General features: G+C 70.9%; 28 protein-coding genes and 1 pseudogene. 19 read left to right on the forward strand and 10 right to left on the reverse strand.

Translation table 11 applies throughout. From position 1 onward, the window contains the following. Positions 1–66: 66 nt before the first annotated feature. A complete protein-coding gene (gene mshD, locus OG978_RS22065; RefSeq protein ID WP_326770117.1) occupies positions 67–990 on the reverse strand; it encodes a mycothiol synthase in 924 nt (307 codons plus the stop codon). A 120-nt stretch (positions 991–1,110) separates the two neighbouring features. Next, positions 1,111–1,515 (reverse strand): annotated as a pseudogene (locus OG978_RS22070) (DUF1016 N-terminal domain-containing protein); the annotation flags it as partial. A gap of 129 nt (positions 1,516–1,644) precedes the next feature. Between OG978_RS22070 and OG978_RS22075 the strand changes: the two are divergent. The 3 genes from OG978_RS22075 (at position 1,645) to OG978_RS22085 (ending at position 6,094) form a co-directional block, all read left to right on the forward strand. Further along, positions 1,645–3,495, forward strand: a complete 1,851-nt coding sequence (locus tag OG978_RS22075; RefSeq protein ID WP_326766872.1) for a bifunctional metallophosphatase/5'-nucleotidase — start codon at positions 1,645–1,647, stop codon at positions 3,493–3,495. A gap of 155 nt (positions 3,496–3,650) precedes the next feature. Next, the gene (locus OG978_RS22080) at positions 3,651–4,550 is read left to right on the forward strand and encodes a phosphatidylinositol-specific phospholipase C (RefSeq protein ID WP_326766873.1); all 900 of its coding nucleotides are present in this window, start codon (positions 3,651–3,653) and stop codon (positions 4,548–4,550) included. A gap of 242 nt (positions 4,551–4,792) precedes the next feature. Then, positions 4,793–6,094, forward strand: a complete 1,302-nt coding sequence (locus tag OG978_RS22085) for a hypothetical protein (protein ID WP_326766874.1) — start codon at positions 4,793–4,795, stop codon at positions 6,092–6,094. Positions 6,095–6,176: 82 nt separating this feature from the next. Here OG978_RS22085 and OG978_RS22090 read toward each other — a convergent pair whose 3' ends face one another. The 5 genes from OG978_RS22090 to OG978_RS22110 all read right to left on the reverse strand — a co-directional run bounded on the left by OG978_RS22090 (position 6,177) and on the right by OG978_RS22110 (position 11,697). Further along, positions 6,177–7,604, reverse strand: coding sequence for a sensor histidine kinase (locus tag OG978_RS22090; RefSeq protein WP_326766875.1), 1,428 nt, complete (start codon positions 7,602–7,604; stop codon positions 6,177–6,179). Continuing rightward, entirely contained in the window at positions 7,601–8,332 is a 732-nt protein-coding gene (locus OG978_RS22095; protein ID WP_326766876.1) for a response regulator transcription factor, read from the reverse strand. Before OG978_RS22095 ends, OG978_RS22090 begins: the two co-directional genes overlap by 4 nt. A 225-nt stretch (positions 8,333–8,557) precedes the next feature. Then, positions 8,558–9,682 (reverse strand): S1C family serine protease, encoded by a 1,125-nt coding sequence (locus OG978_RS22100; RefSeq protein WP_326766877.1) that lies wholly within the window; start codon positions 9,680–9,682, stop codon positions 8,558–8,560. Positions 9,683–9,828: 146 nt separating this feature from the next. Continuing rightward, a complete protein-coding gene (locus tag OG978_RS22105) occupies positions 9,829–10,869 on the reverse strand; it encodes a LacI family DNA-binding transcriptional regulator (protein WP_326766878.1) in 1,041 nt (346 codons plus the stop codon). A 24-nt stretch (positions 10,870–10,893) separates the two neighbouring features. Beyond that, a complete protein-coding gene (locus tag OG978_RS22110) occupies positions 10,894–11,697 on the reverse strand; it encodes a response regulator transcription factor (protein ID WP_326766879.1) in 804 nt (267 codons plus the stop codon). 272 nt (positions 11,698–11,969) lie between these two features. Between OG978_RS22110 and OG978_RS22115 the strand changes: the two genes are divergently transcribed. From OG978_RS22115 to OG978_RS22145, 8 genes are all read left to right on the forward strand, one after another. Further along, on the forward strand, positions 11,970–12,878 hold the full coding sequence (locus OG978_RS22115; RefSeq protein WP_326766880.1) for an alpha/beta hydrolase family protein: 909 nt from the start codon (positions 11,970–11,972) through the stop codon (positions 12,876–12,878). A 41-nt stretch (positions 12,879–12,919) separates the two neighbouring features. Continuing rightward, entirely contained in the window at positions 12,920–13,174 is a 255-nt protein-coding gene (locus OG978_RS22120; protein ID WP_124717298.1) for a MoaD/ThiS family protein, read from the forward strand. A 10-nt stretch (positions 13,175–13,184) separates the two neighbouring features. Then, a complete protein-coding gene (locus tag OG978_RS22125) occupies positions 13,185–14,543 on the forward strand; it encodes a hypothetical protein (protein WP_326766881.1) in 1,359 nt (452 codons plus the stop codon). A 131-nt stretch (positions 14,544–14,674) separates the two neighbouring features. Further along, positions 14,675–15,364, forward strand: coding sequence for an LmeA family phospholipid-binding protein (locus OG978_RS22130; RefSeq protein WP_326766882.1), 690 nt, complete (start codon positions 14,675–14,677; stop codon positions 15,362–15,364). 260 nt (positions 15,365–15,624) lie between these two features. After that, positions 15,625–15,732 (forward strand): putative leader peptide, encoded by a 108-nt coding sequence (locus OG978_RS48350; protein WP_350983699.1) that lies wholly within the window; start codon positions 15,625–15,627, stop codon positions 15,730–15,732. Positions 15,733–15,893: 161 nt separating this feature from the next. Further along, complete coding sequence (locus OG978_RS22135; protein WP_326766883.1) at positions 15,894–16,739, forward strand: sulfurtransferase; 846 nt, start codon at positions 15,894–15,896, stop codon at positions 16,737–16,739. Between the two features lie 52 nt (positions 16,740–16,791). After that, positions 16,792–17,079 carry a DUF1416 domain-containing protein gene (locus tag OG978_RS22140; protein WP_018490348.1) on the forward strand — a complete coding sequence of 96 codons (288 nt, stop codon included), beginning with the start codon at positions 16,792–16,794 and terminating at the stop codon, positions 17,077–17,079. A 189-nt stretch (positions 17,080–17,268) separates the two neighbouring features. Further along, positions 17,269–17,526, forward strand: a complete 258-nt coding sequence (locus OG978_RS22145) for a DUF3099 domain-containing protein (protein ID WP_326766884.1) — start codon at positions 17,269–17,271, stop codon at positions 17,524–17,526. Between the two features lie 15 nt (positions 17,527–17,541). On the opposite strand, the gene OG978_RS22150 is transcribed toward OG978_RS22145, so the two are convergent. Continuing rightward, positions 17,542–17,904, reverse strand: coding sequence for a DsrE family protein (locus OG978_RS22150; RefSeq protein ID WP_124717294.1), 363 nt, complete (start codon positions 17,902–17,904; stop codon positions 17,542–17,544). Between the two features lie 346 nt (positions 17,905–18,250). Here OG978_RS22150 and OG978_RS22155 point away from each other — a divergent pair, with 346 nt between their 5' ends. The 3 genes from OG978_RS22155 to ygfZ all read left to right on the forward strand — a co-directional run bounded on the left by OG978_RS22155 (position 18,251) and on the right by ygfZ (position 20,431). Beyond that, complete coding sequence (locus OG978_RS22155; RefSeq protein ID WP_326766885.1) at positions 18,251–18,823, forward strand: FABP family protein; 573 nt, start codon at positions 18,251–18,253, stop codon at positions 18,821–18,823. Between the two features lie 80 nt (positions 18,824–18,903). Beyond that, positions 18,904–19,377, forward strand: a complete 474-nt coding sequence (locus OG978_RS22160; protein ID WP_326766886.1) for a Fur family transcriptional regulator — start codon at positions 18,904–18,906, stop codon at positions 19,375–19,377. 88 nt (positions 19,378–19,465) lie between these two features. Further along, positions 19,466–20,431 (forward strand): CAF17-like 4Fe-4S cluster assembly/insertion protein YgfZ, encoded by a 966-nt coding sequence (gene ygfZ, locus OG978_RS22165; RefSeq protein ID WP_326766887.1) that lies wholly within the window; start codon positions 19,466–19,468, stop codon positions 20,429–20,431. A 37-nt stretch (positions 20,432–20,468) separates the two neighbouring features. Here the strand turns inward: ygfZ and dtd are convergent, their stop codons facing one another. Further along, positions 20,469–20,918, reverse strand: coding sequence for a D-aminoacyl-tRNA deacylase (gene dtd, locus OG978_RS22170; RefSeq protein ID WP_326766888.1), 450 nt, complete (start codon positions 20,916–20,918; stop codon positions 20,469–20,471). Positions 20,919–21,035: 117 nt separating this feature from the next. Between dtd and OG978_RS22175 the strand changes: the two genes are divergently transcribed. The 5 genes from OG978_RS22175 (at position 21,036) to OG978_RS22195 (ending at position 25,645) form a co-directional block, all read left to right on the forward strand. Beyond that, positions 21,036–21,650, forward strand: coding sequence for an RsiG family protein (locus OG978_RS22175; protein WP_326766889.1), 615 nt, complete (start codon positions 21,036–21,038; stop codon positions 21,648–21,650). Positions 21,651–21,696: 46 nt separating this feature from the next. Next, complete coding sequence (locus OG978_RS22180; protein WP_326766890.1) at positions 21,697–22,680, forward strand: asparaginase; 984 nt, start codon at positions 21,697–21,699, stop codon at positions 22,678–22,680. A 67-nt stretch (positions 22,681–22,747) separates the two neighbouring features. Next, a complete protein-coding gene (locus OG978_RS22185; protein ID WP_326766891.1) occupies positions 22,748–23,998 on the forward strand; it encodes a GNAT family N-acetyltransferase in 1,251 nt (416 codons plus the stop codon). A 118-nt stretch (positions 23,999–24,116) separates the two neighbouring features. Then, a complete protein-coding gene (locus OG978_RS22190) occupies positions 24,117–24,923 on the forward strand; it encodes a TetR/AcrR family transcriptional regulator C-terminal domain-containing protein (protein WP_442817729.1) in 807 nt (268 codons plus the stop codon). Between the two features lie 80 nt (positions 24,924–25,003). After that, the gene (locus tag OG978_RS22195) at positions 25,004–25,645 is read left to right on the forward strand and encodes a TetR/AcrR family transcriptional regulator (RefSeq protein WP_442817730.1); all 642 of its coding nucleotides are present in this window, start codon (positions 25,004–25,006) and stop codon (positions 25,643–25,645) included. A 37-nt stretch (positions 25,646–25,682) separates the two neighbouring features. Here OG978_RS22195 and OG978_RS22200 read toward each other — a convergent pair whose 3' ends face one another. Beyond that, positions 25,683–26,204 (reverse strand): DUF2199 domain-containing protein, encoded by a 522-nt coding sequence (locus OG978_RS22200; protein WP_442817731.1) that lies wholly within the window; start codon positions 26,202–26,204, stop codon positions 25,683–25,685. Between the last annotated feature and the right edge of the window lie 50 nt (positions 26,205–26,254).

The following is a 26,254-nucleotide window of genomic DNA, read 5'->3' on the forward strand; positions in this document are numbered from 1 at the left end:
ACGTCAAGCGACGCCGCCCCCAGGGGGAGTTGTGCCTGGTCCGGCCCTTGCCTCAGGACCCCTGCCTCAGGACTCCGTGCGGTACATCAGGTCCACCTCGTGCGTCGCGAAGCCCATCCGCTCGTAGACGGCCAGGGCCGCCTTGTTGTCCGCGTCCACGTAGAGCATCGCGGTCGGCAGCCCCTCGGCGGCGAGATGGCGCAGCCCGATCGCGGTGAGCGCCTTGCCGAGCCCGCCGCCCTGCGCGTCGGGCCGGATGCCGACCACGTACACCTCACCGAGCTGCTCCTCGGCGTGCACCTTCGTCCAGTGGAAGCCGATCAGCTCGCCGTCGTGCTCGGCCAGGAAGAACCCCTTCGGGTCGAACCACGGCTCCGCCTTGCGGTCGTCCAGGTCGCGCTGGGTCAGCGAACCCTGCTCCGGGTGGTGGGCGAAGGCGGCACGGTTCACCGCGAGCCAGGCGGCGTCGTCCTCGCCGGGCACGAAGGTGCGGACGGTGACGCCGGGCGGCAGTGCCGGCTCCCCGATGTCCAGCGGGGCCAACGGGCGGCGCAGCTGGCGCAGTTCGCGGAAGAGCGAGAGGCCGAGGACCTGCGCGAGATGCCGCGCCGCGGACTTCCCGCCGTGCGCCCACACCCGCAGCCGCTTCCCGGTCACGGCGAGCAGCGCCGCGCCCAGCGCCCGCCCGTGGCCCTGCCCGCGGTGCGACGGATGCACGACCAGCTCGGCGGCCGGGGCCTCGACGGGGTCGGTGTCCTCCAGCTGCGCGTACCCGACCAGGTCCGGCCCGCTGCTCAGCAGCAGATGCCGCACCCCTTCGCGCCGCCCGCCCCGCAGCTGCAGCCGCCCCTGCTCGGACACGGCCTGCCTGCCGTCGGACCGGGCCGCCTCGGCGAGCAGATCGGATACGGCTTCCGCCTGCTCGGGGGAGAGCACGTCGAGCGTCCGGATCTCACGTCCGGGGGCGGGGAAGGGCGCGTCAGTCGTCATGTCTACGAGCCTACGGGGGCGGGGTGGGTACCGGGGTGGTGCGCGGGTGCTTCGGGTCTTCAGTTCCAGCACGGCGTCGAAGTTGTTGATCGCGAAGGCGTGGGAGCGATGCAGGGCGTGGTGGATCGCCGAGGTCGGCTCGTCCCGGGACCAGCCGTTGCGGATTGCGTGCTGGAGGAGGAAATCCTGTTCAGGGCAGGTTTTGTAGGCAGTCATGAGGGTGACGATGCGGTCCCACGGCAATTGCGCAACGGCCTGCTGCGCAAATCGTTCGGGCCGTGTTCGAGCCATCTGCTGCGTGTACTGAAGGCTCCGCGTGCTGAACCCCGACCGGGTCGGGAACTCCGCCTTCAACTCGGCGGCAATGCAGGCGATGACCTTGGCGTCCCACCTCTCCTCCCGCTGTCGCGCCAGGATCGTCTGCCCGATCTCCCAGTACATCTGGAGCACTCGGTGTTGACCTTCAGCTGGGCCCGGCACATGCGCGCCGCGCCTTACGAGTGACGTGTGGCTGTTTGGGGCCATTCCCACCGCACGGCAACCAGTTCGTAACCCCGGACACCTGTCGCGCTACGCGCGTTGACCCTAGGCTGCGCACGAAGTCTCCAGACTCGTCACCACTTTCGAACTCCCGCTGAACTCACAAGGGGACCGATGTCAGCGACACCGCAGAAGAACCGCGCATCCCGGCGGGTGCTCGCCGCCGCAGCCGGGCTCGCCACCGTCGGCGCGCTCGTCGCCGCGATGCCGGCCGGCGCCCAGGACCGCCACGGCCACGGACACGGGCACGGGCACGGCCACCACAAGCCGGGCCGTACCGTCGACGTACAGCTGCTGTCCTTCAACGACCTGCACGGGAACCTGGAGCCGCCGGCCGGCTCGGCGGGCTCGGTCACCGAGACGCAGGCCGACGGTACGACCAAGGCGATTCCGGCCGGTGGCATCGAGTACCTCGCCTCCTCGCTGCGTACCGCGCGCAAGGGGCACCCGTACTCGATCACCGCGGCCGGTGGCGACATGGTGGGCGCGAGCCCGCTGCTGTCCGGTCTCTTCCACGACGAGCCGACCATCGAGGCGCTCAACGGGATCGACCTCGATGTGACGACCGTCGGCAACCACGAGTTCGACGAGGGCGCCACCGAGCTGGCCCGCCTCCAGAACGGCGGCTGCCACCCGGTCGAGGGGTGCTACGAGAAGGACAAGAAGTTCGAGGGCGCCGACTTCCCCTACCTCGCCGCCAACGTGACGAACGAGAAGACCGGCAAGCCGATCCTCAAGCCGTACACGGTCTGGAAGAAGAAGGGCGTCAAGATCGGCTTCATCGGGGTGACCCTGGAGGGCACGCCGAACATCGTCACGGCCAACGGCGTCAAGGGCCTCGAGTTCCACGACGAGATCGAGACGATCAACAAGTACGCCAAGGAACTGAACCGGCAGGGCGTCAAGTCCATCGTCGCGCTGATCCACGAGGGCGGGGCCCCGGCCTCCACCTCGTACAACTACGACTGCGACAGCTCCGGCGCCGGTGACGGCATCTCCGGGCCGATCACCGACATCGCCAAGGGCATCACGCCCAAGGTCGACGCCCTGGTCACGGGCCACACCCACCAGGCGTACGTGTGCACGATCCCGGACCCGGCGGGCAACCCGCGCATGGTCACCTCGGCGTCCTCCTTCGGCAAGCTCTACACCGACACGACGCTCACGTACGACCGCCGCACCAAGGACATCGTCCGTACGTCGGTGAAGTCGTCGAGCTCTTCGAACCCCACCTCGGCGAACCACATCGTCAGCCGGGACCAGCCCAAGGCCAACGACATGACGGCCCTGATCGCCCGCTGGAACACCCTCGCGGCGCCCATCGCGAACAAGCCGCAGGGCTACATCACCGCGGACATCAACGGCCGCGGCTCCACGGCCCCAGAGAAGCCGCTCGGTGACCTGATCGCGGACGCCCAGCTGGAGGGCCTGGCCCCGGCGGACAAGGGCGGGGCGGTCGTCGCCTTCATGAACCCGGGCGGCATCCGCGCGGACCTGGTGCACAAGGCGAGCGGCGCCGAGGGCGACGGGGTGGTGACGTACGGGGAGTCCTTCACTGTGCAGCCCTTCACCAACATGATGAACGTCGTCGACCTGACCGGCGCCCAGCTGGTCGAGGCGCTCCAGCAGCAGGTCAGCGGCTCGAACGAGGCCAGCCCGAAGATCCTCCAGGTGTCCAAGGGCCTTACCTACACCCTGGACATGACGAAGACGGGCGCGGCCCGCGTGGTCACCGACACCATCAAGCTCAACGGTGAGGCGATCGACCCGGCCAAGAGCTACCGCGTTGCGATGAACGAGTTCCTGGCAGGCGGCGGCGACGGCTTCGCGGCGCTCGGCCAGGGCACGAACAAGCTGGTCGGCCCCTCCGACCTGGACCTGTTCAACGCCTACCTGGCGGCCCACTCCACGGCCGCCGCACCGCTGGCACCGCCTGCGGCGGACCGGATCACGGTCATCCAGTAACTCCCGTACGCGGGTGAGCGGGGCGGTGGGCCGGCGGGCCCACCGCCCTTCTGCGTTTCCGTGGCCTGTTCCGCCAGTGACTCAGTGACGTGCACCCGCCATAATCTGACGGCCGACCCCCCAGGCCCCCCACGGCAGACGGAGGCACTCCCCGCATGAGCCCGTACACCGCCACTCGCCGGAACTTCCTGGCCGGCGCCCTCGCCGCCACCGCCACCGTCGTCATCGGCACGGCTCCCGCGGGTGCCGCCACCCGTCAAGTCCTCACCACCCAGGACTGGATGGGCGCCGTCCCCGACGCCACCGCGCTGCAACGCCTCACGATCCCCGGATCGCACGACTCCGGCGCCCGCTACGGCGGCCCCTGGACCGAGTGCCAGAACACCACGATCGCCGAGCAGTTGAACAGCGGCATCCGTTTCCTCGACGTACGGTGCCGGGCCACCGGCGGATCCTTCGCGATCCATCACGGGGCCTCGTACCAGAACCTGATGTTCGGCGATGTGCTGGGCGCCTGCTGGGACTTCCTGGCGGCGCACCCCACCGAGACCGTGCTGATGCGGGTCAAGCAGGAGTACTCGGAGGAGAGCGACGCGACGTTCCGGGCGATCTTCGACGACTACCTCGACAACAGGGGTTGGCGGCCGCTGTTCCGCATCGACCCGGCACTGCCCTCGCTGGGCGAGGCGCGGGGCAAGGTCGTGCTGCTGGCCGACAACGGCGGGCTGCCCGGTGTCCGGTACGCCGACTCGGAGCTCTTCGACATCCAGGACGACTACATGGCGGAGCCGTTCGCCAAGTACCCGAAGATCGAGGCCCAGTTCCGCAAGGCCGCGCAGCAGCCCGGGAAGCTGTTCATGAACTACGTCAGCACGGCCGCCCTGATGCCCCCGCGCTGGAACGCGGACCGGCTCAACCCGCAGGTCCAGTCGTTCCTGGACGGCTCGGAGGCTGCGGGCTGGACCGGCCTCGGCATCGTCCCGCTGGACTTCCCCGCCACCCGGTCCGGCCTGGTGGAGTCATTGCTCCGGCACAACCCGGGGCTGCGGGTCTGAGGGCCCTGGACCCTCGCGATCGACCCGGCCGGGCTCGCCCAGCAGTACCAGGCACCGCATGGCCACTGCGGTCCGTTGGTCATGCCCGGTCACTGCACTCCACGGCTTCGTACACATCCACGTCTTCTCGTCCTCTCGCCCGACGACAACCGCCTTTCCAGCAGGGTAGTTTTCATGGACATGCAGGGTTGATGAGGGTGGGGCGGACCGTGAAGAAGTTACTGGCAGGCACACTCGCAGCCATGACCGTACTGGCAGTGGCAGGCTGCGGTTCGTCGGACGACGATTCGGGAAGGTCCGGGACGCCCGGCGCGGTGCCGAAGGGTTCCTCAGCGCAGAAGCCCGCAGTGCCTCGGGCGGGGCAGCAGCAGGTCCCGCCCGCGTTCGACGGTGCCAAGGGGTGGGCTGTCATGCAGACGGAGCGGCTGGACCGGCCAACCGTCGCGCCGCACTCGAAATTGGTGCTGCTCCTCAAGACACATGCGGACGGCAAGGCGCTCGGTGTGGAAGCACGCGACGCAGCCACCGGTGCCGTTCGCTGGTCGAGCGCACCCTGGAAACCGAGCCCCCGGCCCGCGGAATTCCGGGCCGAGGACGCGGAACTGGTGGTTACCAGCAAGGACGGGAAGGACTACGTCGTGTTGGCCGCGACAGTCCAGGAGGGCAAGGACGCGATCAACCGCGGGAAGCCCACCGCTCATCTCGCTGTCTATCCCGCGGACTCCTCCGGTACCGGCGTGGCCCCGTTGCACCAGGTCACCGTCCCCGGGACAGACGGCGGCGCCGTTCCCCACGACACCGACGGCACCGTGGCTGTGGAGACCCGCGACGGAATGGCAGTCGTGGACGCTGCCGACGGCACGACCAAGTCCTCCCCCGGCAAGAACACTCCCGAATTCATGCTCCGTGTAAGGAGTGCCACCTATCCCACGCTCGACGTTGCCGACGTCTGGACCGGGCGGCAGCAGGTACCTCCGGGCGCGGTTTCGGAGGACGGCATGGACAAGGGAGTGGCCTATGGATTCCGTGGTGGCTACCTCGTGGCCCGATGGCCGTCCAAGAATCAGGACTACACCGTCTCCGGGCTGGCGATGAACTACGTGTGGGCGGTGCACGACGAGCGCACCGGAAAGCCGGCGTTCAGCGTCAAGTGCGACGGCCTGACCGACGCTCTTCCCACCGGTGGTGAAGCCGACACGCTCCTCAGTGACAACGGCCGCTACCTGGTCAACGGAGATGTGGCCTTCGATCTCCAGGCCAAGAAGGGCTACTGCTTCGGCGAGACGGAGTCCCGTTCCGGGGTGAAATTCAAGGGTGTCGACAACTCCGGCACGGCGTACGGCACTGTGACGACATCCGGATCAGCGGGCCCCGTCGCTCTTGATCTCGCCACCGGGAAGCCCACCGAGCTCGACGGAAACGTGCCGCTCCCGACCCGTGTGACCGGCGACGTAGCGCTTTACGAAGCGACGCCCGTCAACGAGAAGGACCCGGGGGCCGAACCAGCCACCCATGCCATCCTCAGCGTCTATCCCCGACGGTGACCCACCGACGGGCCAGCCGTCTCCCAAGAGCACCGCGTACTGGTTCCTGATCCGGCACAATCCGGGGGTCTGAGGCCCCCGCTCACAGCCCCGGCGGCGGCGTCGGTGCCCCCGGCAGCCGGATCGACGCGACCGTGCCCGGACCGTCCGCCGCCGGGCGCAGGGTGATCTCGCCGCCCGACTGCTGGACCGTGCGGGCGACGATCGACAGGCCCAGGCCCGAGCCGGGGAGCTGGCGGGCGGACGGGGAGCGCCAGAAGCGTTCGAAGACGTGGGGGAGTTCGTCGGCGGGGATGCCGGGGCCCTGGTCCCGTACGGTCAGCTCGCCGTCGCGCAGGGCGATCTCGATCGTGCCGCGGGCCGGGCTGAACTTGACCGCGTTGTCCAGGACGTTGACCACCGCCCGTTCCAGCGTGGCGGGCTCGGCCCGTACGTACCAAGGGGTCAGGTCCGCCCTGATGGTCAGCTCGGGGCCGCGCAGCCGGGCGCGTTCCAGGGCCGTGTCCGCGATGTCGTGCAGCGCGACGACCTGGAGCGGGCCGGGGGCGGGGGCGTCGGGGCGGGACAGTTCCTGGAGGTCGCCGATGAGCGAGGCCAGCTCGGTCATCTGCGCCTTGACCGACTTCATCAGGGCCCTGCGGTCGTCGGGCGGGATCGCGCGGCCCGTGTCGTCGCTGCGGGCGAGGAGCTCGACGTTGGTGCGCAGGGACGTCAGCGGGGTCCGCAGCTCGTGGCCCGCGTCCGCGATCAGCTGGGCCTGTCGGTCGCGGGAGCTGGCCAGGGACGCGGTCATCGAGTTGAAGGAGCGGGACAGCCGGGCGATCTCGTCCTCGCCCTCGACCGGGATGCGGACGGTGAGGTCCTCGGTACGGGCGACGTGCTCCACGGCCTCGGTGAGCTCGTCGACGGGGCGCAGGCCGGTGCGGGCCACCCAGAGACCGGCCGCGCCGGCGCCGATGGCGCCGATGCCGGAGACGGCCAGGAGCATCCAGGCGAGGGTGGAGAGCGGGTCGTCGATCTCGCTCATCGGGCGGGCGACGGAGACCGCGAAGCTTTCCGGGACCAGGCCGGGCACCGGGTGGCGGGGCTCGTACGTGTACGTGTACACACGCATCTTCTTGCCGCTCTTCGTCCTGGCCGTGTGCAGGTCGCTGTCCCGCGCACCGGCGGCCACGGCGATGTCGGCGGCCGTCACACCGATCGGCGACGTCTCGGCGGCGGTACAGGTGCTCCCGGACACGGTGACGAGCTGCACGGTGTACGTCCCTCCGACTTGCGGGGCGGCCGCCCGGTCGGGGCGTGCACAGGCGGCGAACAGGGCCTGCACAAAGTCGTCACTGACCGAGACATTGCGCAGCGAGGCATCCAGCTGGTTCTCCAGCTGCACCCTCGTCACGAACCAGCAGGCCGCCGCGACCGCCGCGACCGCCACCGCCACCGCCGTCGCCACCAGCAGCGCGAGCCGGGAGCGCAGCGGCAGGGCGCGGAGCCGGCGCAGCGCCCCGGTCATCCGTCACCGCCGCCGGAGCGGAGCGCGTAGCCGACACCCCGCACCGTGTGGACGAGCCGCGGTTCGCCGCCCGCCTCCGTCTTGCGGCGCAGGTACATCACGTACACGTCCAGGGAGTTGGAGCTCGGCTCGAAGTCGAAGCCCCACACCGCCTTCAGGATCTGCTCGCGGGTCAGGACCTGCCGCGGGTGGGCCAGGAACATCTCCAGCAGGGTGAACTCGGTCCGGGTCAGCTCGACCCGGCGGGTGCCCCGGGTGACCTCGCGGGTGGCGAGGTTCATCCGCAGGTCCGCGAAGGCCAGCACATTGTCGTCGGGGACGCCGCCGCCCGCCGCGGCCGCGTACGAGCTGCGGCGCAGCAGGGCCCGGATGCGGGCGAAGAGCTCGTCCAGTTCGAAGGGCTTGACCAGGTAGTCGTCGGCGCCCGCGTCGAGACCGGTGACCCGGTCGCCGACGGTGTCGCGGGCGGTGAGCATCAGGATGGGGGTGGTGGTGCCCGTGGAGCGGAGCCGGCGGGCGGCGGTCAGGCCGTCCATCCGTGGCATCTGGATGTCGAGGACGATGAGGTCGGGGGCGTACGACTCCGCCCTGGTCAGGGCGTCGAGACCGTCGACGGCGACCTCGGTGCCGTAGCCCTCGAACGCGAGACTGCGCTGCAGGGCCTCGCGTACGGCGGGCTCGTCGTCGACGATCAGGATGCGCTGCGGATCGTCTTCGGCGGGGCTCATCGCTCGTTGTCCTCTTCTCGTTCCCGTATGGCTGTGCCTTCCGGCTCTCAGCCTCGCACGGCTGCGGCACGTCGTCGTGCGGCCCGGCGCCCGCGGGCAGTGGTGGCACGGATTTCCGGGGCCCGGCGCGGCCCGTGTGCGGCCTGTTCCGCTACGAGGGTGAGGGGGAGGGCAAGGTCTGCCGGGCCGGTGGGGGTGTGGGCGGGGTGGTGCATGTCTGTCTCCTCAGGAGTTGTTGCCGGCCCGCAGGGTGTCGAGGTCGGCCTTGAGGGTGTTCACCGGGATGGCGAAGCCGAGACCCACGCTGCCCGCGCTCGAACCGCTCGACCCGCCGGACGAACTCGCCGAGTACATCGCGGAGTTGATGCCGATGATCTCGCCGTTCATGTTGATGAGCGCGCCGCCGGAGTTGCCGGGGTTGAGCGAGGCGTCGGTCTGGATGGCCTTGTACGTGGTGGTGGAGTTGCCGGTGTCGCCGTTGAACTGCCGGCCGCCGAACTCGAACGGCCACTGTTCGCCGCCGCTCTGCCCGCCCTGGGCCTGGCCCCGGCCGCTGTCGTCCTCCTTGGCGACGGTGACATCGCGGTCGAGGGCGGAGACGATGCCGCTGGTGACGGTGCCGGTGAGGCCCTCGGGCGAGCCGATCGCGACTACCTGGTCGCCGACCGCGACCGCCGAGGAGTCGCCCAGCGTGGCCGTCTTCAGCCCGCTCGCGCCCTGGAGCTTGATCAGCGCGAGGTCCTTGTCGGGGTCGGTGCCGACGACATCGGCGGTGTACGTCCGGCCGGTGCTGAGCGTCACCTTGATCGACGAGGCGCCGGAGATGACGTGGTTGTTGGTGACGATCTCGCCGTCGGACGTGATGACCACGCCGGAGCCGGTGGACTCGCCCGCGGTCGAGGTCGCGTTGATCTCGACGATCATCGGCGAGACGGCCTTGGCGACACCCGAGACGGTGCCCTTGCTGCTCTGCGAGACGGTGGTGCCGGGGACGACGCTGCCCGCGCTGTTCGAGTCGTTGCCGGTGAGCTGCTCGATGACGGTGGCGGTGCCGCCGCCGACGATCGCCGCCGCGATCGCCACCGCCGCGAGGAGGGCGACCGGCCGCCTGGCCCGGTGCCGGGGCGCGGCCGGCTCGGGCGGTGCGGGCGGCGGGAAGGCCTGCCCGTTGCCGCCGTCCCCGCCGCCGTGCCCGCCGTCTCCGCCGCTGCTGGGCCACACGGTGGTTCCGGGGCCCGTCGCGATCGGCTGCGCGGGCCGGTATGACGGCGGCGGCGGGTAGGCCGCGTCGCCGTTGCCGTACGAGGGGTACATCGGGTACTCGCCGCTCGGGCGCTGGCTCTCTGTCATGTCTACGAGCGTGTCCGGCGAAGATGAGAGAAGCCTGAGCACGCGCTGAGAAGCCCGGCAGAACCTCGTATGCCCGATATAAGGAGCGGCCGGCACGGGGACGGACCAGGATCCCGCCCCGGGCCGCCCCGTCCCGCCCCGGGCCGTCACGCCCGGAGCGTCGGCTCCCCGCAGCCGCACGAGCGCCGGACCACCAGCGCCGACGGGAACTGCTTCAGCCGCTCCCGCCGCGACCCCGACACCCGCAACGAGTCGTCGAGCACCAGGTCCACCGCCGCCCGCGCCATCGCGGGCCGGTCCGAGGAGACCGTCGTCAGCGGCGGATCGGTCAGACCCGCTTCCTTCACGTCGTCGAAGCCCGCCACCGCGAGCTCCCCGGGCACATCGATCCGCAGCTCGCGCGCGGCCCGCAGCACCCCGATGGCCTGGTCGTCCGTCGAGCAGAAGATCGCCGGCGGCCGGTCCGGCCCGGCGAGCAGCTTCAGCGCCACCTGATAGGCGTCGTAACGGTTGTACGGGGCCTGGAAGAGCCGGCCCTCCGTCGAGCGCCCCGACTCGTGCATCGCACGGCGCCAGCCCTCGACGTGGTCGGCGACCGGGTCACCGACCGCCGGGGTGGACTCCACGCCGCCGAGGCACGCCACGTACTCGTTGCCGTGCTCCAGCAGGTGCCGGGTGGCGAGCTGGGCGCCGCCGACGTCGTCGGTGACGACCGCGACGTCGTCGATCGCCTCCGGCCGCTCGTGCAGCAGCACGACCCGCGCGTCCCATGCCTCTATCTCGGCCGCTGCCCGCTCGCTGGGGCCCTGGCTGACCAGGATCAGGCCGGAGACCCGCATGCCGAGGAAGGCCCGCAGATAGTGGACCTCGCGCTCGTCGCGGTAGTCGGAGTTGCCGACGAGCACCATTTTCCCGCGCTCGGCGGCGGCCTGTTCGACCGCGTGCGCCATCTCCGCGAAGAACGGCTGCCGGGCGTCCGGCACGATCATTCCTATGAGATCGGTCCGCCGCGAGGCCATCGCCTGGGCAACCCGGTCGGGCCGGTAGCCCAGCTCCTTGATCGCGGCGAGTACCCGCTCGCGCGTGGCCGGGGCGACCGGCCTCGGTCCGTTGTTGATGACGTAGCTGACGACCGCGGTCGACGTCCCCGCCAGTCTCGCCACATCGTCCCGCGTCACCTTGGCCACGCGCGGCAGTCTACGCGGATATACCTACCTCCCGGCAGGTCGGACCGGGGCTTCTTCCGTCATCTCGGCACTCTGCGACTGCTCCGAACGGGTTACGGGCTCGGCGGCCGTCTCCGCCGCGGCCTTGGCCTTGGCCTCCTCGGCCGCGCGCTCCACCTTCTCGGGTGTCACGAAGCGGTAGCCGACGTTGCGGACCGTGCCGATCAGCGACTCGTGTTCGGGGCCGAGCTTGGCGCGCAGCCGCCGCACGTGGACGTCGACCGTGCGCGTACCGCCGAAGTAGTCGTAGCCCCAGACCTCCTGGAGCAGCTGGGCGCGGGTGAAGACCCGGCCCGGGTGCTGCGCCAGGTACTTGAGCAGTTCGAATTCCTTGAAGGTCAGGTCCAGGACCCGGCCCTTCAGCTTCGCGCTGTACGTGGCCTCGTCGACCGAGAGGTCGCCGTTGCGGATCTCCATCGGGGAGTCGTCGGCGGTGATCTGCTGCCGGCCGGTGGCCAGCCGCAGCCGGGCCTCGACCTCGGCCGGTCCCGCCGTGTCCAGCAGCACGTCGTCGATGCCCCAGTCGGCGGTGACGGCCGCGAGACCGCCCTCCGTCACGACGAGGAGCAGCGGACAGCCCGGTCCGGTGGACCGCAGCAGCTGGCAGAGCGACCGCACCTGGGGAAGATCGCGGCGGCCGTCGATCAGGATGACATCGGCACCGGGGGTGTCGATGAGAGCGGGGCCTTCGGCCGGCGCCACCCGCACGCTGTGAAGCAGGAGACCGAGGGCGGGCAGCACCTCCGTCGACGGTTGAAGGGCATTCGTCAGGAGCAGCAGTGAACTCATCGCCGCCCACCTGCCTGGGTCGTCGGTCGATGATCGTGCACGGTTCGCTCGCCCATTACGTCGGTCCTCCTCGTTCCCTGCGAGAGGGGCACTCCCGGGCCCGGCCCGGGGGAGTATGCGGCACTGCTTCGTACGTCGTGCTGGTCCTGCGGTGCGGTCCCGCGCCCTGGGACCGCTGAGCTTGTGGAAACGTCGCCGTAACAACGCCTGGAAAGCACAAAAGGACCCGGGGGCTGCTTTGCCCGGATCCTCTTCCCAGCACAATAGCCCACATGAGTTCTGTGTCCGAGGGGCGATTTCGGAGTTCCGCTGTTCCCTCGATCACGTCTGGTCCCCTGCGCACCACATTGCGTACCGATGACGGGGTGCGTATCGAGGCGGTGTACGAGCCGTGTACGGCAGGCGCCGGGGCCGCTGCCGGGGTCGTTGCGGAATCACCCTTCGACGGTACTGCGATCGTGCTCGCGCACGGGTTCACCGGTTCGGTGGACCGGCCCGCGGTGCGACGTGCCGCCGGGGTGTTCGCCCGGCGTGCGGCCGTGATCACGTTCTCGTTCCGGGGGCACGGCGGGTCCGGCGGGCGGTCGACGGTGGGCGACCGCGAGGTGCTGGATCTGACGGCCGCGGTGGCGTGGGCGCGGGCGCTCGGACACCGCCGGGTGGTGACCGTCGGGTTCTCGATGGGCGGTTCCGTGGTGCTGCGGCACGGGGCGCTGTATCCGGGGCGGGCGGCGGACGGCGCGGAAGCCGGTGGCGCTGCGGAGCGCGAGGGGCGCATTGGGGCGCGTACGGAGGCGCACGCGGATGCGGTGGTGGCCGTGAGCGCCCCCGCCCGCTGGTACTACCGGGGCACGGCCCCGATGCGCCGTCTGCACTGGGTGGTCACCCGGCCCATGGGCCGCCTGGTCGGCCGCTACGGCCTGCGCACCCGGATCGACCGCGACGAGTGGGATCCGGTGCCGCTCCCGCCGGTCGAGGCGGCCGGGCTGATCGCCCCGACGCCGCTGCTGATCGTGCACGGCGACCGGGACCCGTACTTCCCGCTGGATCACCCGCGGTCGCTGGCCGACGCGGCGGGCGACGGCGCCGAGCTGTGGCTGGAGCACGGCATGGGGCATGCGGAGAACGCCGCGGACGAGACCTTGCTCACCCGCATCGCGGACTGGGCGGTGGCGCCGTGACCGATGATGGACTGCTGACGCGAGACGAGAGGAGTGGCACCATGCCCGCGGGAACCATCCGCTACTGGGCCGCCGCCAAGGCCGCCGCCGGGACCGCGGAGGAGCCGTACACAGCTGCGACCCTCGCCGAGGCGCTCGACGCGGTGCGTGAACGACACCCCGGAGAGCTCACCCGAGTGCTGCAAAGGTGCTCGTTCCTCATCGACGGTGACCCCGTGGGGACCCGCGGCCATGAGACCGTACGCCTTGCCGAGGGCGGCACGGTCGAGGTGCTCCCGCCGTTCGCAGGAGGGTGAACCGCAGAACATGAGCAGCAACGATCAGCAGCATCCGTACGGACAGGACCCGCGTTACGGGTACGGCCCCGGCCACGACCCGTCGAACGGCGGGCAGCCGCAGTCGTACCCGCACGGCAACCAGTCGTACGGCGACCAGTCCTACGGCGACCAGTCCTACGGTGCGCAGTCGTACGGTGGCGAGTCCTACGGCGCGCAGCCGTACGGCCAGCAGCCCTCGTACGGAGCCCCGCAGCAGGCGCAGGGTCCGTACGACCCGAACCAGGCGCCCCGGTCGAGCCCCGGGCAGGCCTGGCCGGCCGGGTACCCGCAGGAGCCCGCCGCGCCCGCGGCCCACGGCCCGCAGGACCCCGGCGTCGCACAGACGTGGGAGGGCCAGACCTGGGACACCCAGTACCAGCCGGTCCTCCAGCCCGCCCAGCCCGCCCAGCCCGTTCCGGACGCCGCCGAGACCGCCTACCTGTCGCCGCAGGGCGCTTCGGGCTCGTACCCGCTGCCGCCCGAGACGCCGGCCGCACCGGCAGCCCCCCTCGCCGCCGAGCCGGCCGGGCCCGCCGCCTCCGCGCACGACGCGGACGGCTACAGCGCACCCACCACCCTGGGCAACAGCCGCATCACCGACGCCCAGCGGGCCCGCGCCGAGGGCCGCTCGCCCATCATCGCGCCGGGCATGCAGCCCGCCGCGATCACCGCCGGACTCGGGCTGCTGCTCGCCCTGGGGGCCGCGATCGGGCAGTACGCCCTGGTCGTACCGCTGGTGCTGCTCCAGGCCGTGACCGCGGCCGGCTGGTTCCGGCTCAACGGCATGTGGCCGGCCCGGCAGGGCATCGCGCTCGCATTCGCGGGCGGCCTCGTCGCCGACATCGCGCTGCTCGCCGCGGGCCGGGAGAACGGACCGGCCGCGGTCCTCGGCACCCTCGGCATCTGGGTGCTGCTCACCGTGGTCCTCCAGCTGCGCAGCCACGCGAGCGCCGACGAGCGGATGCAGGGGCTGATGGCCACCGTCGCCTCGGCCGCGCTCTCGGTCCTCGCCGCCGGACACCTCGCGGCGGTCCCGGACGCGGTGACGGTGGGCGGAGTGGCCGTCGCGGTCGCCGTGCTCGCCCGCGCGCTGCCGCTGCCCGGACCGGTCTCGGTCGTGGTGGCGCTGCTCGCCGCCGCGGGCGGTGGCGCCGTGGCCGGGGCGCTCACCGACCTGGGCACGAAGGGCGCGCTGCTCGGCCTCGCGGCGGGTGGCTGCGCACTGATCGGGCTGCGGGTGGCGAGCTACGACTACCCGTCGCGCTTCGTCCACATGACCGCCGGTGTGGCACTGCCGCTCACCGCCGCGGCGCCCGCCGTGTACCTGATCGGCCGCGCGATCTCGTAGCGCGGGACCGACCGCCCCGGGAACCGAAGAGGGGTGCCCGCTCGTCGATCACCCGGGGCGCCGTGCACGTTCGGTGGATGTGCGGGGCGCCGGGGGTCCGGCCGGATTGCAGGGTGGGGGAAAGAGCGGGCATGCGTGCACTGCGGATACTGCTGGTCATCGTGGTGGTTCTGGGCGGGATCTTCGTCGCCGTCGACCGGGCGGCGGTGTACTTCGCCGAGTCGGAGGCCGCGGGGAAGATCCGGATCACCGGTGCCACGATCGGCTCGACGGACGTCTCCATCAAGGGATTCCCGTTCCTGACACAGGTCGCCGGAGACCAGCTCGACGAGGTCGACGTCGAGATCACCGGCATCGAGACCGCCGCCAACGGCCGCAGGCTCCGGATCAGCAAAATGAACGCCGCGCTGCACGACGTCAAGCTGGCCGACGGCTACTCCAGCGCCACCGCCGCCCGTGCCACGGGCACCGCCGTCATCTCGTACAAGGACCTCACCGAGGCCGCCAGTGACGGCGTCGCCGTCGAGTACGGCGGCAACAACAAGGTGAAGGTGACCGGCTCGGTCGACATCCTCGGCCGCCCGATCTCGCGCAGCGTGCTCTCCACCGTCACCCTGGTCGACGGCCACACGCTCCGGGTGCACGCGGACAAGGTGCCGGGCGAGAGCATCCCCGGGCTGGAGGAGCTGGTGCGGCAGAAGACCGACTTCGACCGGGAGGTCGGCGGCCTGCCGAGCGGTCTGAAGCTCCAGAAGATCCAGCCGACCGCCGACGGCCTGGAGATCTCGGTCACGGGCACGGACGTGCAGCTCGCCGGTTAGGGCTTAGACCGCGGTCGGTCTTATCTCCCCTCTCCCCTCAGGGCCTGTCTCCCGCCGAAGCCGGGCAGGGCTTCGACAGCCCCGCGCGCCACATATTGAGACGGCCGTGTCCGATCCGTAGATGGCCGACGGCCTCCGGTGGCACGGGAGCGGCGCCGGGGGTGCCCCGCCCCCATTCTCATCTCGCATGACGGACGATCTCGTCTCAGGATGCGACACGGCGGTGACATGTCCGCCCGCACCTCCCTACGATCGGTCCCATGCAGTGCTCTATTGGCGGTCTCCCACAGCGGGGACGGGCGGATCTCACGAAGCGGCGGGCAGTGGACCTGTGCCGCGTCGCCGCCATGCTCTGTCGCACTGTCTGAGCGGGAGCCTTCGGCACCCCGCATTCCCCCGGCCCTTCGACCGACGCGTCAGGGTCCATCCCGATAGCCGTTGTACGTGTGCCGCACGCCGCGCCGCCGTACACCCGCATCACGCACCGTCTCGCATCATCTCGCCGCAGACTGCCCCGGAGGAGAACAGAATGAGCCGCAGTGACGTCCTGGTAGACGCCGACTGGGTCGAGGCCCACATCGACGACCCGAAGGTCGCTCTCGTCGAGGTCGACGAGGACACCTCGGCGTACGAGAAGAACCACATCAAGAACGCGATCCGGATCGACTGGACCAAGGACCTCCAGGACCCGGTCCGCCGCGACTTCATCGACCAGGCCGGCTTCGAGGAGCTGCTGTCCGGCAAGGGCATCGGCAACGACACCACGGTCGTCCTGTACGGCGGCAACAACAACTGGTTCGCGTCCTACGCGTTCTGGTACTTCAAGCTCTACGGTCACCAGGACGTCCGCCTGCTCGACGGCGGCCGCAAGAAGTGGGAGCTGGACTCCCGCGACCTGGTCGACGGCGACCAGATCCCGTCCCGCCCGGCCACCGAGTACAAGGCCCAGCCGCAGGACGAGTCGATCCGCGCCTACCGCGACGAAGTCGTGAAGGCGATCGGCAACCAGAACCTGGTCGACGTGCGTTCGCCCGACGAGTTCAGCGGCAAGCTGCTCGCCCCGGCGCACCTCCCGCAGGAGCAGTCCCAGCGCCCCGGCCACGTGCCGAGTGCCCGCAACATCCCGTGGTCGAAGAACGCCAACGACGACGGCACCTTCAAGTCGGACGACGAGCTCAAGGCCCTCTACGAGGCCGAGCAGGTCGACCTGTCGAAGGACACCATCGCGTACTGCCGCATCGGTGAGCGCTCCGCGCTCACCTGGTTCGTGCTGCACCAGCTGCTCGGCCAGGAGAACGTCAAGAACTACGACGGTTCGTGGACCGAGTACGGCTCCCTCGTGGGTGTGCCGATCGAGCTCGGCGCCAACAAGTAACTCCGCACGACCCGGACCAGCACGCCCCCCCCCGACCCGAAGGACGAAACACATGTGTGGAGCAAAGGCCGGCGGCCCCGACGCTTCGACCATCAAGCCCGGTGAGACCACCATCCAGGGCAGCGTGACCCGCGACGGCGAGCCCGTCACCGGCTACGTGCGCCTGCTGGACTCGACCGGCGAGTTCACCGCCGAGGTCCCGACCTCGGCGACCGGACAGTTCCGCTTCTACGCGGCCGAGGGCACGTGGACGCTGCGCGCCCTCGTCCCGGGCGGCAGCGCCGACCGCACGGTCGTGGCGCAGACCGGTGGCCTCTCCGAGGTCGCGATCGCCGTCTAGGAGCCGGGCAGGCCCTGGTTCCCGTAGTTCCCGCCGCGGCCCGCGTGCCGCGACACAGATCGGCCGAAGGGCCGTACCCCAGGGGGTTGGACGCCTTCCTGGACGGGGTACGGCCCTTCGCGCCGTCCGGACCCGGTCGGACCCGTTCGGGCCGCTCGCACGGGCGGGCATGAGGCCTACCCTGGAGGCATGTACGCGCGGCGCCGTCGCGGCTATTTCCTGATGATGGGCGGTTGCATCGTCCTCTTCGTATCGGCCTGGTCGTTTGTCAGGCTGTGGTCGATGCCCGCCGCGATAGTGATGTGCCTCGTCGCGATGGTCATCCCGCCCATCGCGGCCATGGTCGCCAACCGGCGGGGGCCGGATGACCGCTGGTGGGACGATCCGTCCGGTGACCCGAAGTCCGACGAGTGGTGGGACGAACTCGACGGCAAGAAACGGCGCTAGGGTCTTTCGTTTGGATCAGTAGACGAGGGCCTGGACGCCGTCGGCCATGATCTCGCTGACGAAGACCTGCGCACCGGCGATCCGTACGCCTTCCAGGACGTCCTGCTCGGTGATGTCACGACGGGCCGCGCACTGCGTGCACAGGGTGATCCGGCCGCCCGCCTGGATTGACTCGATCAGATCCGGCAGCGGCGCGGCATGCGGCAGTTCGAACTCGGCGGCGCGCCCCGGCAGCGCGAACCACGAGGACTCCCCGGTCAGCCAGAGCGAGACCTCCACACCACTGGCGACGGCGACCGCGGCCACCGTGAACGCCTGCGAGCAGCGCTCGGCGGAGTCGGCACCTGCGGTCACCTTGATCACGAGCTTCTTCGGCATACGCCGAACTGTAATCGCCGGGTGGGTCGGGCCCGGCGAAGCCCCGGACCGGCGGGCCGGGCCCCAACCCATTAGGCTGGGGCCCGGCCCCGTACTGCTGCCATAACGCTTGTTGCAAGGAGTTCCCGTGCTCGAGGCATTCTTCTCCGCCCTGCTGGTCCTGGTCTGCGTCGGCGTTCTCGCCTTCGCCGGTTTGACCGTGAAGAAGCTGTACCAGGGTCAGCGCTGACCGCTCCGCGCTCCCCGCACCGGCCCGCGCGGGTGCCCCGTCACAGCAACGTGACACCTCGCACCCCATGTGTCACGTCCGCAGCCACCCCCACCTCACAGATCGTCTGAGCCGCTCATGATCGAGATCCCGTCCGACCTCCACCCGGACCTCGTCCCGCTGGCCTTCCTCCTCGGCAACTGGGCGGGCGCGGGTGTCTCCGACTTCCCCGGCGCCGAGCAGTGCAACTTCGGCCAGGAAGTCTCCTTCAGCCACGACGGCCGCGACTTCCTGGAGTACGTCTCGCACAGCTGGGTGCTCGACTCCGAGGGCGAGAAGGTCCGGCCGCTGGAGTCCGAGTCCGGCTACTGGCGCATCGACAAGGACCGCAAGGTCGAGGTCGTCATGGTCCGCGACCAGGGCGTCATCGAGATCTGGTACGGCGAGCTGGCCGACAAGAAGCCGCAGATCGACCTGGTCACCGACGCGGTGGCCCGGACCGCGGCCTCCGGCCCGTACAGCGGTGGCAAGCGTCTGTACGGCTATGTGAAGAGCGACCTGATGTGGGTCGGCGAGAAGGCCACCCCCGAGGTGGAGCTGCGCCCGTACATGTCGGCGCACCTGAAGAAGGTCGTCACCCCGGAAGAGGTCGAGGCGATGGCGAAGGGCCTCGGCGACCTGCCGGACGACGGCATCGCCTTCTTCAAGTAGTCCGCGGGCAGTCCGCCGGCTCACGGGTTCCCCTCGCACACAGCTGCGGACAGGTGCTCACCCGGTCCTACACTGGGCGTGTGGTGAGCACCGACTGGAAGACCGATCTCCGACAGCGCGGCTATCGGCTGACGCCGCAGCGGCAGCTTGTCCTGGAAGCCGTCGACGCGCTGGAACACGCGACACCCGACGACATCCTCTCCGAGGTGCGCAGGACCGCGTCCGGCGTGAACATCTCCACCGTCTACCGGACGCTCGAACTCCTGGAGGAGCTGGGGCTGGTCAGCCACGCCCATCTGGGACACGGGGCGCCCACGTACCACCTGGCCGACCGTCACCACCACATCCATCTGGTCTGCCGCGACTGCACGAACGTCATCGAGGCCGATGTCGCCGTCGTCGCCGAGTTCACCGCGAAGCTGCAGAACAGCTTCGGGTTCGAGACGGACATGAAGCACTTCGCGATCTTCGGCCGCTGTGCCGAGTGCACGGCGAAGGCGGCGTCCGAGGAAGCCGACCGGGCGTCCGCCGAAACGGCCGGTCCCAAGCCGTAGGGCGCGCGGGAGCCGTCCAGTGCTCGTCCAGTAGCCGCCCGACGGCCTCTCCGGCCGTGTCGTTCATGCCGCGTCGTACGCTGGTCGCATGAAGAGCCCCCTGCTGTCCCTGCCCGGCGCCGTCCCCGCCGAAGGCCGCGACGAAGGCGTCGCCGCGCACTACGGCGACCTGTTCCGCGAGCAGCGCGCCCTCGCCGACGGCTCCGGCCTCGTCGACCTCTCGCACCGCGCCGTCGTCACCGTCACCGGCAGCGACCGGCTGGCCTGGCTGCACCTCCTGCTCACCCAGCACGTCAGCGAACTCGCCCCGGGCCAGGCCACCGAGGCCCTGATCCTCACCGCCAACGGGCACATCGAGCACGCCCTCTACCTCGTCGACGACGGCGAGACCGTGTGGATGCACGCCGAACCGGGCACCCAGGGCGACCTCATCGCCTACCTGGAGTCCATGAAGTTCTTCTACCGGGTCGAAGTCGCCGACCGCACCGAGGACTTCGCCGTCGTGTATCTGCCGGCCGGTTCCATCGCGGAGGTCCCGGACGGCGTGACGGTACGGGAGACGGCGTACGGCCGGGACCTGTTCCTGCCCCGCGCCGACCTGGAGAAGTACGCGGCGGCGCACGGCCCGGTGGCCGGCATCCTGGCGTACGAGGCGCTGCGCGTGGAGGCGCACCGCCCGCGCCTCGGCTTCGAGACCGACCACCGCACCATCCCGCACGAGCTGGGCCTGATCGGCACCGCCGTACATCTCCAGAAGGGCTGCTACCGCGGCCAGGAGACGGTGGCCCGGGTGCAGAACCTGGGCAAGCCGCCGCGTCGGCTGGTCTTCCTGCACCTCGACGGCAGCGAGGTCCTGCTGCCCGGACACGGCACACCGGTGCGGCTCGCCGCGGACGGCGCCGAGGGGCGCCAGCTGGGCTTCATCACCACGTCCGCCCGCCACCACGAGCTGGGGCCGATCGCCCTGGCCCTGGTCAAGCGGAACGTCGCGGTGGACGCCGAGCTGCTCGCCGGGGACACGGCCGCGGCCCAGGAGACGGTCGTCGAACCGTAAGGTCCTCGGTTCAGACCTCGACCGGATCCCGGTCGGATCAGACCTCGACGATGACGGTGAACGGGCCGTGGTTCGTGAGCGAGACCCGCATGTCCGCTCCGAACCGGCCCGTCTCCACCTGCGCCCCCAGTGCCCGCAACTGCTTCACCACCTCGTCGACCAGCGGTTCGGCGATCTCGCCGGGCGCCGCGGCGTTCCAGGTGGGCCTGCGGCCCTTCCGGGCGTCCCCGTAGAGAGTGAACTGCGAAATCACCAAAAGCGGTGCATTCACATCGGAGCAGGACTTCTCGCCCTCCAGGACGCGGAGCGACCAGAGCTTGCGGGCGAGCTGCGCCGCCTTCTCCGGGGTGTCCCCGTGGGTGACTCCCACCAGCACACACAGCCCTTCGCCGACGATTTCGCCGACCACCTCGGGCCCGCCCGCCCCGTCCGCGCCGTCCGCCACCGTGACGCTCGCGCCGTCCACCCTCTGTATCACTGCACGCATACAGACCAACCTATCTTGGGCTGAACGGGTACAGAGCATCCACACAAGCCCCACCGGAGTGGCACCATGCTCGGAAGGCGGTGTGCCGACGCACCGGTCGAGGGGATGGACACAAGCATGAGCATCTATGGAACCGGGCAGTCCCCCGGCGCCGTACCGGTCACGCGTACCGGCGCCAGCACCAGCACCAGCACCATGCGCCCACCCGTGCAGCGAAACGGTCACGGCCCGGCGGACGGCCTGTCCGCCGGGCCGCAGCCCGAGCTGGGCGCCCTGCGGCTGCCGGAACTGCGCACGCTGCGCCGCGATGCGCAGCGCGACGAGGCGGACCTCAGCTATGTGCGCCGGCTCGTCCAGGGCCGGATCGACATCCTGCGGGCCGAGCTGGCCCGGCGGCTGGATCCGGAGACACCGGTGGTGGACCGGCTCTCGGAGATCCTCGCCGACACCCCGTCCCAGCACCGCTCCTCCGCCCGGCACGTCACGCTGACCACGCCCCGCAGCGACGAGTACCGCCGGCTGGCCGCCGAGACGCTCGCCGAGGTCGAGCTCTCCGACCTCGACGCCCGTACGGACGAAGAGCTGCACACCGCGATGGGACGCCTGGTCCGCTACGAACAGCAGGTCTCCCGCCGCCGTCACCAGCTGCAACGCACCACTGACGATTGCAGCGCGGAGATCGCCCGCAGGTACCGTGACGGTGAAGCACAAGTAGACGACCTGCTCGCCTGAAGCGATCCTTCCGGGGGCGGGTTCCGCCCGTCCCCGGAAGGCCACCATGACCTCCAGCGCCGCCCCCGCTGCCCCATCCGCCATATCCTCCGCTCTCCCCGTCCTGGCCGAGGTCGTACGGTCCGGCTTCGTGGAGGGCCATCACCGGGGCTCGCTGGTCGTCCTGGCCGCCGACGGCAGCGTGGAGCGGTCCCTGGGCGACCCGACGGTGCCGGTCTTCCCGCGCTCCTCCAACAAGCCGATGCAGGCAGCGGCCGTGCTGCGGGCCGGGCTCGATCTGTCCGGGGAGCGGCTGGCACTGGCCGCCGCGAGCCACTCCGGCGAGGACTTCCACCTCGAACTCGTCCGCACGATGCTCGCCGAGCACGGACTGACGCCCGGTGATCTGCAGACCCCGCCCGATCTGCCGCTGGACCCGGTCGAGGCGGAGACGTATCTCGCCGCGGGCCACGCCCGGGAGCGGATCACCATGAACTGTTCCGGCAAGCACGCGGCGATGCTCGCGGTGTGCGCGGTGAACGGCTGGGACCAGGAGTCCTACCTCGACCCGGCGCACCCGCTCCAGCAGCTGGTCCACCAGGTCGTGGAGGAGGCGGCCGGCGAGCCGGTCACGGCGGTCGGCACGGACGGGTGCGGTGCGCCACTGATGGCGATCAGCCTGGTGGGCCTGGCGCGGGCCTTCCGCACGTTCGTACTGGCGGGGCCGGGGACGGCGGAGCGCCGGGTCGGGGACGCGATGCGGGCCCACCCCGAGTACGTGGCCGGAACCCGCCGCCCCGACACCTGGCTGATGCGGGAGGTGCCGGGCACGCTCTCCAAGATGGGCGCCGAGGCGGTGCAGGCGGTGGCGCTGGCGGACGGCCGGGCGCTGGCCTTCAAGGTCGACGACGGTGCGACGCGGGCGCTCGGGCCGGTACTGGCCCGCTCGCTGCGGCTGCTCGGCATCGACGCCCCGGTGGTCTCCCGGATCGGACACGCGCCGCTGCTGGGCGGCGGCGGGGAGGTCGGCGAGATCCGGGCGGCCTTCTGACCCGTCCGTTCCACGGCGGCGGAAAACCGGGAGACATCCCGTGCGCCGTGTGTCTAGCGTGGCTCGCATGGCCTCTGACGTCCGTACGATCACCGCCGCCGAGTTCCCCGACTGGCTGCGTGCCAAGCACACCGGATTTCTGAAGCAGCCGACGGGGACGGAACAGGAGGCGGAACGGCGCCTCCCGCACACAGATCTCATCCGCGCGCAGGGCGCGTTCGACGGCGGGCGGTGCGTGGCCACCTTCCGTTCCTTCGCGCAGGAACTCACGGTCGTCGGCGGCGCCACGGTGCCGGCCGACGCGATCTGCAACGTCACGGTGTCGCCCACGCACCGCCGCCGCGGGCTGCTCAGCCGGATGATGGCCACGGACCTCGCGGCGGCGAAGGAGCGCGGTGACGTGGTCGCCACGCTGATCGCCGCCGAGTACCCGATCTACGGGCGGTACGGCTTCGGCCCGGCGGCATGGACCACCGAGTGGGAGATCGACGTACCGAGGGCGGGTCTCGACCCGCGCTGGTCGGGCCCGTCCGCGCAGGACGGCGGCCGGATCGACCTGGTGAGCGGCGCGGACGTACGCAAGCTGGGCCCGGCCCTCCACGAGCGGCTGCGCGCCCGGCAGCACGGTGTGATCGACCGCGACGCGCGCTGGTGGGAAGTGAACACCGGCGAGGTCGAACTCGGACCAGGTAGCTGGACGGAGCCCTACTACGCGGTCTACAGCAACGCGGCCGGCGAGGCCGAGGGCCTGATCGCCTACCGCGCCGACAACAAGTGGGGCGATGCCAAGCAGCCGCTGAACGGGGCCACGGTGCTCGGGCAGATCGCCGTCACCCCGGCCGCCGAGCGCACGCTGTGGCACTTCGTCTGCTCGATCGACTGGATCACCACGGTCCGCTCCGGCTACCGCGCCCCCGACGACCTGCTGCCCCTCCTCCTCCCGGACCCGCGCGCGGCCCGCATCGTGACCCAGGCGGACTGGTTGTGGGTACGGGTCCTGGACGTCGTACGCGCCCTGGAGGCCCGCACCTACGCGGTACCCGGCACGCTCACCCTCGACATCCACGACACCACGGGCCTGACCACCGGCCGCTACCGCCTGGAAGCGTCCGCCTCCGCCGCGACCTGCACCCCCACCACGGCCGACGCCGACCTCGCGCTGGACGTACGGGAGTTGGGCACCCTCTACCTGGGCGACGAATCACCGTCCCGGCTGGCGGCCCTGGGCCACATCGAGGAACTCACGCCCGGCGCGGTGGCGGTGGCGGAGGGGATGTTCCGGGCGGGGCGGCGGGCCTGGTGCCCGGACCTGTTCTGAGGGCGCGCCCACCCGCTCAGTCGCAGTCGCACCCGCGCATCGCCACCACCTCCGCCTCCTGAACCGCCCGTCCGTGTGCGTAGTACGCATAACTGTGTACGCATTACGCATATCTAGGATGGGATCGAGGGAAGGTGGGGTTCAGGTGACTGAAGAGAAGGGCCCGTCGGGCGGTACGGGCCTGCCGGCCAGTATCGAGGCCGCCTGGGGGCTGCGGGCGCGTCCGGTCAAGGGGCCGAAGCCGGGGTTGAGTCTGGCCCGCATCGTGGACGCCGCGGTGGCGGTGGCGGCGTCTGAGGGGCTCGGTGGGGTGTCGATGGGGCGGGTCGCCAAGGACCTGGGGGCCTCGACGATGTCGCTCTACCGGTATGTGTCCGCCAAGGGGGAGCTGTACGTCCTGATGCAGGAGGCGGCGATGGGCCCGCCGCCCCCGCTGCCCGCGCTGGAGAGCGGGGCCGGCTGGCGGGAGGCGCTCACGCAGTGGGCGTGGGCGCAGCGCCGGGTGTTCCACCGCAATCTGTGGATGCTCCGCATCCCCGTCTCGGGCCCGCCCGCCAGTCCGAACTCCGTCGCCTGGTGGGAGCAGGGCCTCCAGGCACTCGAAGGCACCGGCCTGGACGCGCGCGAGGAGGTCTCCGTCATCCTGCTCATCAACGGGTTCGTACGGAACGAAGCGCTGCTGATGGGCGATCTCGCGGCCGCCGTGGAAGCGCGCGGCATTCCGGCGCAGGAGGTGACGGACGGGTACACCCGCACCCTGAACCGGCTCGTCGACCCCGTACGCCATCCGTCGCTCTCCCGGCTGCTGGGTTCCGAGGTGCTGGGGGCGCCGCGCGAGCCCGATGACGAATTCAGGTTCGGGCTGGAGCGGGTGCTGGACGGGATCGAGGTTCTGGTGGAGGCGCGGGCGAGGTCCGGGGCCTGAGGGCGGGCGGACCTGGCGCGTCACGCCCGTGCGACCACTCTCGGACGTCAAGTTCGGTTGAGGTCAAGGGCGTACGCTTCATGGTCATGGACGGAGAGAAGCCCGGGAACGAGCAGACGAGTCTGCGGGAGCGGAAGAAACGGCTGACCTATCAGGCGGCCTCCGAGGCCGCGATCGCGATGTTCCTGGAGCGGGGCTTCGACAAGGTCTCGGTGGCGGAGGTGGCGGCAGCGGCCGATATCTCGAAGCCGACACTGTTCCGGTACTTCCCGGCCAAGGAGGACCTGGTCCTGCACCGGTTCGCCGACCACGAGGACGAGGCGGCCCGCGTCGTCGCCGCCCGTGCGGAGGCCGAATCCCCCCTGGACGCCCTGCGCCGCAACTTCCTGGACGGTCTGGAGCGGGGCGACCCGGTGACCGGGCTCTGCGATGTGCCTCAGGTGCTGGCGTTCCAGCGGCTGCTGTACGGGACGCCGTCCCTGGTGGCCCGCCTGTACGCCTATCAGAGCCGCTCGGAGGCGGCGCTCGCCCGTGCGCTGGGCGACCGGGTGCAGGACAGGCTGGCCGCGGGCCAGATCATCGCCGTACTGCGCATCCTGGCCCTGGAGAACTGGCGGCGGATCGACGCGGGGGAGAGTGCGGACCAGGTGTACGGGGACGCGGTCGAGGCGGCCGAGCTCGCCTTCGCGCAGTTGCGGTCGGGGCTCGGGGAGCAGGGGTAGCGGGGCCCGGAGGGACGGGGCGCCCGGCCCGCGGCGCTCAGGCCCGGACGTCGTCGGCGTGCAGCACCGCTTCGGCGATCTCCCGCACCCGGTCCCGCGTGATGCCGGTGCGCTGCTCCACGGCGAGGGGGTGGTCGGTGGGCTCCAGCTCGATGCGGGGGCGCCGGCCGATCGGGCGGGTGTGGGCGTTCGTCCTGAGGTTGGTCGTACGGGGCGAGTACAGCCCCAGCTCGGTGCTCAGCCAGCCGAAGTACGGCTGCTCGGACTCACGGCCGGGGGTCTCCCACACATCGAGGGCGCGGGTGAAGTTCTCCCGGCTGAGCGAGACCCAGACACCCCAGGAGAAGGGCTCCTCGCTGCCGAACACGGGTATCTCGATCAGACCCTTGATGAAGTAGTGCTCGTGTCTGACGATGCACTGGTCGGAGGAGAGCATGCTGTCGGGGTCGCTCTCCAGACCCGCGTCCCAGATGTCGGGTGCCATGGTCGAGTACCCCATCGGGAGTTCCGCGTGGTGTTCGCCGCAGCGGGAGCAGGTGTAGCCGGGGTCGATAGCCATGGGCGGATCCTAGGACGTGTTCCGGAGGTCCCGCCTGCCTCCCGGGCGGA

Origin of the sequence: Streptomyces sp. NBC_01591 (genome assembly GCF_035918155.1) — a bacterium.
Lineage (GTDB): Bacteria > Actinomycetota > Actinomycetes > Streptomycetales > Streptomycetaceae > Streptomyces.

Coding starts and splice junctions, on each gene's coding strand:
- ygfZ (WP_326766887.1), top strand. CDS start 19,466: ATGAAGAGCCCCCTGCTGTCCCTGCCCGGCGCCGTCCCCGCCGAAGGC.
- mshD (WP_326770117.1), bottom strand. CDS start 990: ATGACGACTGACGCGCCCTTCCCCGCCCCCGGACGTGAGATCCGGACG.
- OG978_RS22175 (WP_326766889.1), top strand. CDS start 21,036: ATGAGCATCTATGGAACCGGGCAGTCCCCCGGCGCCGTACCGGTCACG.
- OG978_RS22130 (WP_326766882.1), top strand. CDS start 14,675: ATGCGTGCACTGCGGATACTGCTGGTCATCGTGGTGGTTCTGGGCGGG.
- OG978_RS22090 (WP_326766875.1), bottom strand. CDS start 7,604: ATGACCGGGGCGCTGCGCCGGCTCCGCGCCCTGCCGCTGCGCTCCCGG.
- OG978_RS22085 (WP_326766874.1), top strand. CDS start 4,793: ATGACCGTACTGGCAGTGGCAGGCTGCGGTTCGTCGGACGACGATTCG.
- OG978_RS22095 (WP_326766876.1), bottom strand. CDS start 8,332: ATGAGCCCCGCCGAAGACGATCCGCAGCGCATCCTGATCGTCGACGAC.
- OG978_RS22080 (WP_326766873.1), top strand. CDS start 3,651: ATGAGCCCGTACACCGCCACTCGCCGGAACTTCCTGGCCGGCGCCCTC.
- OG978_RS22115 (WP_326766880.1), top strand. CDS start 11,970: ATGAGTTCTGTGTCCGAGGGGCGATTTCGGAGTTCCGCTGTTCCCTCG.
- OG978_RS22135 (WP_326766883.1), top strand. CDS start 15,894: ATGAGCCGCAGTGACGTCCTGGTAGACGCCGACTGGGTCGAGGCCCAC.
- OG978_RS22110 (WP_326766879.1), bottom strand. CDS start 11,697: ATGAGTTCACTGCTGCTCCTGACGAATGCCCTTCAACCGTCGACGGAG.
- OG978_RS22195 (WP_442817730.1), top strand. CDS start 25,004: ATGGTCATGGACGGAGAGAAGCCCGGGAACGAGCAGACGAGTCTGCGG.
- OG978_RS22150 (WP_124717294.1), bottom strand. CDS start 17,904: ATGCCGAAGAAGCTCGTGATCAAGGTGACCGCAGGTGCCGACTCCGCC.
- OG978_RS22180 (WP_326766890.1), top strand. CDS start 21,697: ATGACCTCCAGCGCCGCCCCCGCTGCCCCATCCGCCATATCCTCCGCT.
- OG978_RS22125 (WP_326766881.1), top strand. CDS start 13,185: ATGAGCAGCAACGATCAGCAGCATCCGTACGGACAGGACCCGCGTTAC.
- OG978_RS22075 (WP_326766872.1), top strand. CDS start 1,645: ATGTCAGCGACACCGCAGAAGAACCGCGCATCCCGGCGGGTGCTCGCC.
- OG978_RS22155 (WP_326766885.1), top strand. CDS start 18,251: ATGATCGAGATCCCGTCCGACCTCCACCCGGACCTCGTCCCGCTGGCC.
- dtd (WP_326766888.1), bottom strand. CDS start 20,918: ATGCGTGCAGTGATACAGAGGGTGGACGGCGCGAGCGTCACGGTGGCG.
- OG978_RS48350 (WP_350983699.1), top strand. CDS start 15,625: ATGCAGTGCTCTATTGGCGGTCTCCCACAGCGGGGACGGGCGGATCTC.
- OG978_RS22100 (WP_326766877.1), bottom strand. CDS start 9,682: ATGACAGAGAGCCAGCGCCCGAGCGGCGAGTACCCGATGTACCCCTCG.
- OG978_RS22200 (WP_442817731.1), bottom strand. CDS start 26,204: ATGGCTATCGACCCCGGCTACACCTGCTCCCGCTGCGGCGAACACCAC.
- OG978_RS22140 (WP_018490348.1), top strand. CDS start 16,792: ATGTGTGGAGCAAAGGCCGGCGGCCCCGACGCTTCGACCATCAAGCCC.
- OG978_RS22145 (WP_326766884.1), top strand. CDS start 17,269: ATGTACGCGCGGCGCCGTCGCGGCTATTTCCTGATGATGGGCGGTTGC.
- OG978_RS22120 (WP_124717298.1), top strand. CDS start 12,920: ATGCCCGCGGGAACCATCCGCTACTGGGCCGCCGCCAAGGCCGCCGCC.
- OG978_RS22190 (WP_442817729.1), top strand. CDS start 24,117: ATGGGATCGAGGGAAGGTGGGGTTCAGGTGACTGAAGAGAAGGGCCCG.
- OG978_RS22185 (WP_326766891.1), top strand. CDS start 22,748: ATGGCCTCTGACGTCCGTACGATCACCGCCGCCGAGTTCCCCGACTGG.